This is a genomic window from Salinivibrio sp. PR919, assembly GCF_001995355.1.
Taxonomy (GTDB): Bacteria; Pseudomonadota; Gammaproteobacteria; order Enterobacterales; family Vibrionaceae; genus Salinivibrio; species Salinivibrio proteolyticus.
In genome coordinates, this window is record NZ_MUFL01000042.1 from 22,674 (window position 1) to 29,625 (window position 6,952).

Annotated in this window: 8 protein-coding genes; all 8 read right to left on the reverse strand. The window is 50.9% G+C overall.

The genetic code is table 11. From position 1 onward, the window contains the following. Window positions 1-55: 55 nt before the first annotated feature. On the reverse strand, window positions 56-676 hold the full coding sequence (gene motX, locus BZG83_RS09575) for a flagellar protein MotX (RefSeq protein WP_077480287.1): 621 nt from the start codon (window positions 674-676) through the stop codon (window positions 56-58). A 201-nt stretch (window positions 677-877) separates the two neighbouring features. Beyond that, window positions 878-2,176, reverse strand: a complete 1,299-nt coding sequence (locus BZG83_RS09580; RefSeq protein ID WP_077480288.1) for an adenylosuccinate synthase — start codon at window positions 2,174-2,176, stop codon at window positions 878-880. Window positions 2,177-2,301: 125 nt separating this feature from the next. After that, on the reverse strand, window positions 2,302-2,487 hold the full coding sequence (locus BZG83_RS09585) for a DUF2065 domain-containing protein (RefSeq protein WP_069589707.1): 186 nt from the start codon (window positions 2,485-2,487) through the stop codon (window positions 2,302-2,304). A gap of 101 nt (window positions 2,488-2,588) precedes the next feature. Continuing rightward, complete coding sequence (hflC, locus tag BZG83_RS09590; RefSeq protein WP_077457591.1) at window positions 2,589-3,479, reverse strand: protease modulator HflC; 891 nt, start codon at window positions 3,477-3,479, stop codon at window positions 2,589-2,591. 2 nt (window positions 3,480-3,481) lie between these two features. Continuing rightward, on the reverse strand, window positions 3,482-4,648 hold the full coding sequence (hflK, locus tag BZG83_RS09595) for an FtsH protease activity modulator HflK (protein WP_069589710.1): 1,167 nt from the start codon (window positions 4,646-4,648) through the stop codon (window positions 3,482-3,484). 49 nt (window positions 4,649-4,697) lie between these two features. Further along, window positions 4,698-5,990 carry a ribosome rescue GTPase HflX gene (gene hflX, locus BZG83_RS09600; protein WP_077480289.1) on the reverse strand — a complete coding sequence of 431 codons (1,293 nt, stop codon included), beginning with the start codon at window positions 5,988-5,990 and terminating at the stop codon, window positions 4,698-4,700. Between the two features lie 27 nt (window positions 5,991-6,017). Beyond that, window positions 6,018-6,296 carry an RNA chaperone Hfq gene (gene hfq / locus BZG83_RS09605; RefSeq protein ID WP_077480290.1) on the reverse strand — a complete coding sequence of 93 codons (279 nt, stop codon included), beginning with the start codon at window positions 6,294-6,296 and terminating at the stop codon, window positions 6,018-6,020. Between the two features lie 77 nt (window positions 6,297-6,373). Then, window positions 6,374-6,952: tRNA (adenosine(37)-N6)-dimethylallyltransferase MiaA (gene miaA / locus BZG83_RS09610; RefSeq protein WP_077480291.1), on the reverse strand; the 579-nt coding region annotated here is incomplete at its 5' end.

The window sequence follows — 6,952 nt, forward strand, 5'->3', positions numbered from 1 at the left end:
ACAGATGAGTGGCAACGAGTATAACGAATTTGTGTGACAAAATCGCTTATTGTGCTTACCAATAACTGGTGCGACGTTTGGCGCGCGCAATAATGTTTTGTGGCATACGCGCTTCTAACGCAGCACGCAGTTGAGCAATCCGGTTGCGGGTTTGGGTGTCCGCGGTAATGGTTTGATACAACCAACGGTATGCATCTTCATAATCGAGCGGCGAGCCGACATCATCCACCAGCAGCTCAGCCAGTAAGATGCGTGCACGCGTATCACCCAGCGAGGCCGCTTCACGCAGATAAGGAATGGCTCGGCGCTGGTCCTGCTGGACGAGCGTGCCATTGGCATAATAGCGTCCCAGTTGCTCAAGTGCCGCGGGCAAGCCTTGTTGTGCCGCCAGCTTCATGTAGTAAACGCCCAGCTCAGCGTCCTGATCCACACACACGCCCCACGCCAGCATATCACCATATAAAAACTCATAGGCGGGCGATCCAACACGGGTAGCACGTGCTTCAATATCTTGGATCAATTGGCATTCGTCCTGCCTCACTCGCTCAAGGTGAGAGTTGGTTTCGAACAAGGCAATCAATTCGCTCTCTTCATACACAGGCACAGCGGGGCCGACGTCCGCTTTGGCCGCTGCTGTTGACAACAAAAGAGAAAAAACTAGCGTTCGAAACTTCATGCCTACTCGCTATCAAAACAAAAAACTAAGCAGCAGCGTCAGGGCTACCTGTGCCTTTTTTGTATCGGCGCTATGTGAAATGACTTTAGCAAAGGCGGCAAGTTTTTTCCGCTATCGCGCGATCTCGATTCCAAGCTGAGCGAAAAAAGCATTAAAAAAGCCAGCGACAAGGCGCTGGCTTTTATCATTCAAAGCAATTGCTTATTCAGCAAACGGATGTACTTTGATGATGGTTTCGTTGCGGTCAGGACCCGTTGAAACAATATCAATCGGCACACCGGTCAGCTCTTCGATACGCTTGATGTAATCGAGCGCCGCTTGCGGCAGTTCGTCGAGAGATTTCACCCCAAAGGTGTTCTCGCTCCAGCCAGGCATGCTTTCATAGATAGGCTCGATGTTTTCGTACGCGTCAGCGGCCAGAGGTGATACCTCAACGGTTGAACCGTCTGCCATCTTGTAACCGGTACAAATTTTGATTTCTTCCAAGCCGTCCATCACGTCAAGCTTAGTCAGACAGAAACCTGATACTGAGTTGATTTGCACCGCACGACGCATCGCAACCGCATCAAACCAACCACAACGACGTTTACGGCCCGTGGTCGCACCAAATTCGGCACCTTTAGTGCCAAGGTGCATGCCAATCTCATCATCCAACTCAGTCGGGAATGGACCCGCACCGACACGCGTACAATACGCTTTAGCAATACCCAAGATATAGCCAAGGTGACGCGGACCAAAACCAGAACCTGCAGCAACGCCGCCGGCGGTGGTGTTCGATGAGGTAACATACGGATAAGTACCGTGGTCAATGTCTAGCAAGGTGCCTTGTGCGCCTTCAAACATGATTTTGTCACCACGTTTGCGGGCATCATCGAGCTCTTGAGTCACGTCCATCACCATACCGGTAAGGATGTCCGCTTGCTCCATGACTTTCGCCAAGGTCTCTTCATAGCTCACAGGCTCAGCCTTGTAGAAATGCTCAAGCTGGAAGTTATGGAATTCCATCACTTCTTTTAGCTTTTCAGCAAAGGCTTCTTTGTCGAACAGATCGCCAACACGCAAACCACGACGTGCCACTTTATCTTCGTATGCAGGCCCGATACCGCGACCGGTCGTACCGATGGCTTTCTTACCGCGTGCTTGCTCACGTGCTGCGTCAAGCGCAATGTGATATGGCAGGATCAGAGGACAAGCTTCTGACAGGAATAGGCGCTCACGAACCGGCACACCGCGCGCTTCCAGCTCACCCATTTCTTTCAGCAGAGCGTCCGGCGACAGCACAACACCGTTACCGATGATACATTTAACGTTGTTGCGAAGGATACCAGAAGGAATCAAGTGTAGGACGGTTTTCTCGCCGTCGATGACAAGAGTATGACCAGCATTGTGACCGCCTTGATAGCGAACCACGTATTTTGCGTCTTCAGTCAAAAGATCAACGATCTTTCCCTTACCTTCGTCACCCCATTGGGTGCCGAGAACTACTACGTTATTACCCATCTTTTTCGATATGCAGCTAGTTAAAAATGGATTCTAGCACCTTCAAAAAACGGTTGCAGTTATTTTTTAACCATAATGTCGTTTTCTTACCATGGGCTTGTCACGTCAAGCTGACAGCCCCTTGATTAACTCAAGAGGTAATAGGCCAATACCGCACCGATCACCACCAAGCAGCCTCCGATACGTCGCAACTGATTATCCGGCTGTTGGCTCAGTTCAGTCACCATTTGTCGCCATTGTTTAGGAAATAACATGGGCCCCAACCCTTCGACCACCAATACCAGCGCAAGCGCTCCCCATAATGTCGTCATGATTCATCCTCCTACATTGAATCTTGCTGTGCGCGATAAGCCGAAGAAAATAAAAAAAAGACAAGGCGCAGTGCCTTGTCTTTTCTCGCGGTTATTGCGGTTTATTTATTGATCACGTCAGGCTGCTTCATGTATTTGAAGAAGTCACTTTTCGGATCAACCACCAGCATATCGCTCTTGCTGTTGAAGCTCTTACGATAGGCTTGTAGCGAGCGAACAAAGCTATAAAACTCAGGCTCTTTCTTGAACGCGTTAGCAAATAGCTTCGCCACTTCCGCGTCAGCTTCACCACGGGTGATCCGCGCTTGACGCTCTGCTTTAGACAGAATGGTCGCCACTTCTAGCTCAGCTTGCGCGCGAATAATTTCCGCTTGCTCACGCCCTTGTGCACGATGACGACGGGCAACCGCCTCACGCTCGGCACGCATACGTGCATAAATAGACTCACTGATTTCACTCGGCAGGTTGATACGCTTGATACGCAAGTCAATCAACTCAATACCCAAATCACGTGAACCTTCGCTCGCCGCACGATCAAGGACACTTTTCATGACCTCATCACGCTTTTCAGACACGATTTCTTTAATGGTTTTGCTACCGATTTCGGCACGCAAGCCATCCGCGACACGACGCTGCAACAACGACTCGGCAGTCAGTTTGTTACCCCCACCAGTGGACAGGTAATACTGGCCAAAGTCTTTGATACGCCACTTCACGTAAGAGTCAATAATGACGTCTTTTTTCTCGGCGGTAACAAAACGGTCAGCACGGTCATCCATGGTTTGGATACGCGCATCGAGTGTATTGACGCGATCAAACAATGGCAGTTTGAAATGCAAACCCGGCTGATAGATTTTCGCCACGTCGTTATCCGCTTTAAGCACGCGCCCAAAACGGACCACAATGCTACGTTCGCCTTCACTCACCACGAAGATCGACATCAAAAAGACAACAACGGCTAGGACGACAACAGGGATCATCATCTTACGCATGCTTAGTATCTCCCTTCTCGTGATGAACCAGAACGCGGCGCCGACTCTTGCTGAGTTGGCTGTGCGCTTTGTTCAAGCTCAATACCATATTGGCTGCTCGACGTCTCTTTACGCTGGTTCGGTCCAACGGCTGCGCCTCCCATTAGCTTATCGAGTGGGAGATATAACAGATTGCTGTTGCCGCTTTGCGAATCCACCATCACCTTACTGGTGTTGCTGTAGACTTCTTCCATGGTCTGAATATACAGACGATTACGCGTCACACGTGGGGCTTCACGATACTCAGGCAAGAGTTTCTCAAATTGAGACACTTCACCTTGAGCTTCGTTAACCGTACGCTCTTTGTAACCCAATGCGGCTTTTTTCAAGGTTTCCGCACGACCGGTTGCTTTTGGCAATACGTCATTACGATAGGCTTCAGCTTCACGGATAAAGCGCGCTTCATCCTCTCGTGCTGCAATCGCATCATCAAATGCGTCTTTCACTTGCTCCGGTGGGCGCGCATATTGGAAGTTCACATCTACCACCAACAGTCCCATGTCGTACTTGTCGATGATTTTGTTGAGTTCTACTTGGGTACGCTCACGCACTTCTTGACGACCWCGRGTGATRATATCGTCCATCAAGGAGTCACCGACCACCGCACGAAGCGCTGAATCTGTCGCTTGACGCAAGCTATCGTCAGCATTGGTGACGCTGTAAAGATATTGCTGTGGATCCATCACGCGGTATTGCACGTCCATTTCAACGTTCACCACGTTCTCGTCTTTGGTCAGCATAAGGCCCGAGCTGTTCAGAGAACGGATAGATTCAACGTTGACGGTGCTGACTGTATCCACAAAGGTAGGTTTCCAGTTCAAACCAGGCTGCACGATCCGGTCATATTGTCCAAAACGCAGCACCACACCCCGCTCGGCTTCGCCGATGGTGTAGAACCCAGAGATCCCCCAAACAATTGCGCCAATCAGTGCTAGTACACCCAGACCGGCGACGCCACCTCCAAAGGATGGACCTTTGCCTTTACGGCCTCCACCGCCTAAGCCACCGAGTTTGCGGCTTAGCTTATTAAATAGTTCATCAAGATCCGGTGGGCCTTGATTCCGGCCACCACGATTGCCCCAGGGGTCTTTATCGGGACCGCCATTGTTTCCTGGCTCATTCCACGCCATTCGCGCTCTCCATCAAATTGATCTGACGATAGTTTTTTACTTTAGCAGCCTAGTCGCTGACGATAAAGTCGCCAAGGTGACTGCCTTCTCTTTTTTCCAGCCGATACCAATCTGTTTGTGGCAAACGCACATCAACGAGTAAGTRACCATCGTCTTGGTACTCCTCGTGCACAATGCAGCGCATCTGACAAAACTTACTGTGCATTCGGCCCGCCATGCTTGGTGGCAACCGCAGGCGATGTTTCACCATGGTGCCAGCCAAACGCTCGGTGAGGGCTTCAAATATCAGCGAAATTCCTTGTCCGGATAGCGCCGAGACCCATACCGCTTGTGGGATCCCCTCGTCGTCTCGTTCAATACGAGGTTCAGCGCGTTCTAGACTATCGATTTTGTTCATGACAATCAGACGAGGCACATCAGCGGCGTCAATTTCTTCTAGCACGCTGTTGACCGCTTCCATATTGTCACGGTACCTGTCATCACTGGCATCGACCACGTGCAGCAGCAAGTCCGCTTCTTGGGTTTCTTGCAAGGTTGCTTTAAATGCAGCCACCAAATCGTGCGGCAGGTGGCGAATAAAGCCCACCGTGTCGGCAAGAATTGAGGGGCCAACATCCTCCACTTCAATCCGACGTAAGGTCGGATCGAGGGTGGCAAACAACTGATCCGCGGCATACACACCCGCTTCAGTGATGCGGTTAAATAACGTTGATTTCCCAGCGTTGGTATAGCCTACGAGTGAGATAGTGGGCACTTCCGCGCGCGCCCGCGCACGACGTCCCTGCTCTCGCTGCTTGGCGACTTTTTCCAACCGACGAAGAATCGCTTTTACCCGATCTCGCAATAATCGACGGTCAGTTTCCAACTGGGTTTCACCCGGCCCGCGCAAGCCAATCCCACCTTTTTGCCGCTCAAGGTGAGTCCAGCCTCGCACCAAACGCGTTGACAGGTGGCGTAGCTGGGCCAGCTCTACCTGCAACTTACCCTCATGGGTGCGTGCACGTTGGGCAAAGATGTCGAGGATCAAGCCGGTTCGATCTAACACTCGACATTTAAATAATTGTTCCAAGTTACGCTCTTGCGCCGGTGATAATGCGTGATTGAAGATCACGACATCCGCACCGACTTGGCGTACGGTGTCGGCGACTTCTTGCGCCTTACCCTCACCGACAAAATACTTAGGATGTGGTGACTGACGGCTGCCGACAACAACTTGCAAGGCATCGACACCCGAGGACGATACCAGCATTTGAAATTCGCTGAGATCGTCCCACTCGCCATCATGGGTAAAATTGATATGAACGAGTACAGCCTGTTCACCGGCCTCGTAACGGTCAAACAAGCAAACAGCTCCTTAGCAAATGAATGCTCACTCCTCAGGTTTATCCTGCTGACGATCACCGTGTGAACGCTCGRCAGAACCCTGGTTATTGTTATGGTGGCTGACTGGACGTGCAGGCACGACGGTTGAGATCGCGTGCTTATACACCATCTGGTTAACCGTGTTTTTCAGCAGAATCACGAATTGATCAAACGATTCAATCTGGCCTTGCAACTTAATGCCATTCACCAAGTAAATGGAAACGGGAATACGCTCACGACGTAGCGCATTTAAGAATGGGTCTTGTAATGATTGCCCCTTAGCCATTATTTCTTTTCCTTATTTGTTTGTAATTGTRGTCAATCTAAGCGGTTAAGCAGCGTCCTTGTCAGGGACAGTATACATTAAGTCTCTGTCTCTGCCGCCAACGCTTTTGTCACCGTTTGTAAAGATAGTGACGGCGAGTCACTATCAAGCCAAGTCACATTTTCCCAGCCGCGAAGCCAAGTAATCTGACGTTTGGCCAACTGGCGCGTCGCGCAAATCCCACGATAAACGGCTTCTTCATGGGTGCAGCGTCCGGCCAAATAATCCCACATCTGGCGATACCCCACGCAACGAATCGACGGTAAATCCGGATGCAGATCACCTCTTTCATACAGCGTGCGTACCTCCTGTTCAAACCCCGCCTCGACCATCTTGGCAAAGCGAAGTTCGATGCGGCGATGCAACTCCCCTCGATCCTGAGGAGTGATTGCGAACTGGTGAACCTGATACGGCAAAGGATCACCTTTTTTCTCCGTTAGCGCCGTTAATGTGTGTCCGGAAACCCGGAATACTTCTAACGCACGCATGATGCGCTGCGGATCATTAGGATGGATCCGCGCGCCCGCAACAGGATCAATATGGCATAACTGCTGATGCAATGCCTCCCAACCGTGCTGCTGCGCCTCTTTTTCTATCGCGTCGCGCACCTCAGGATC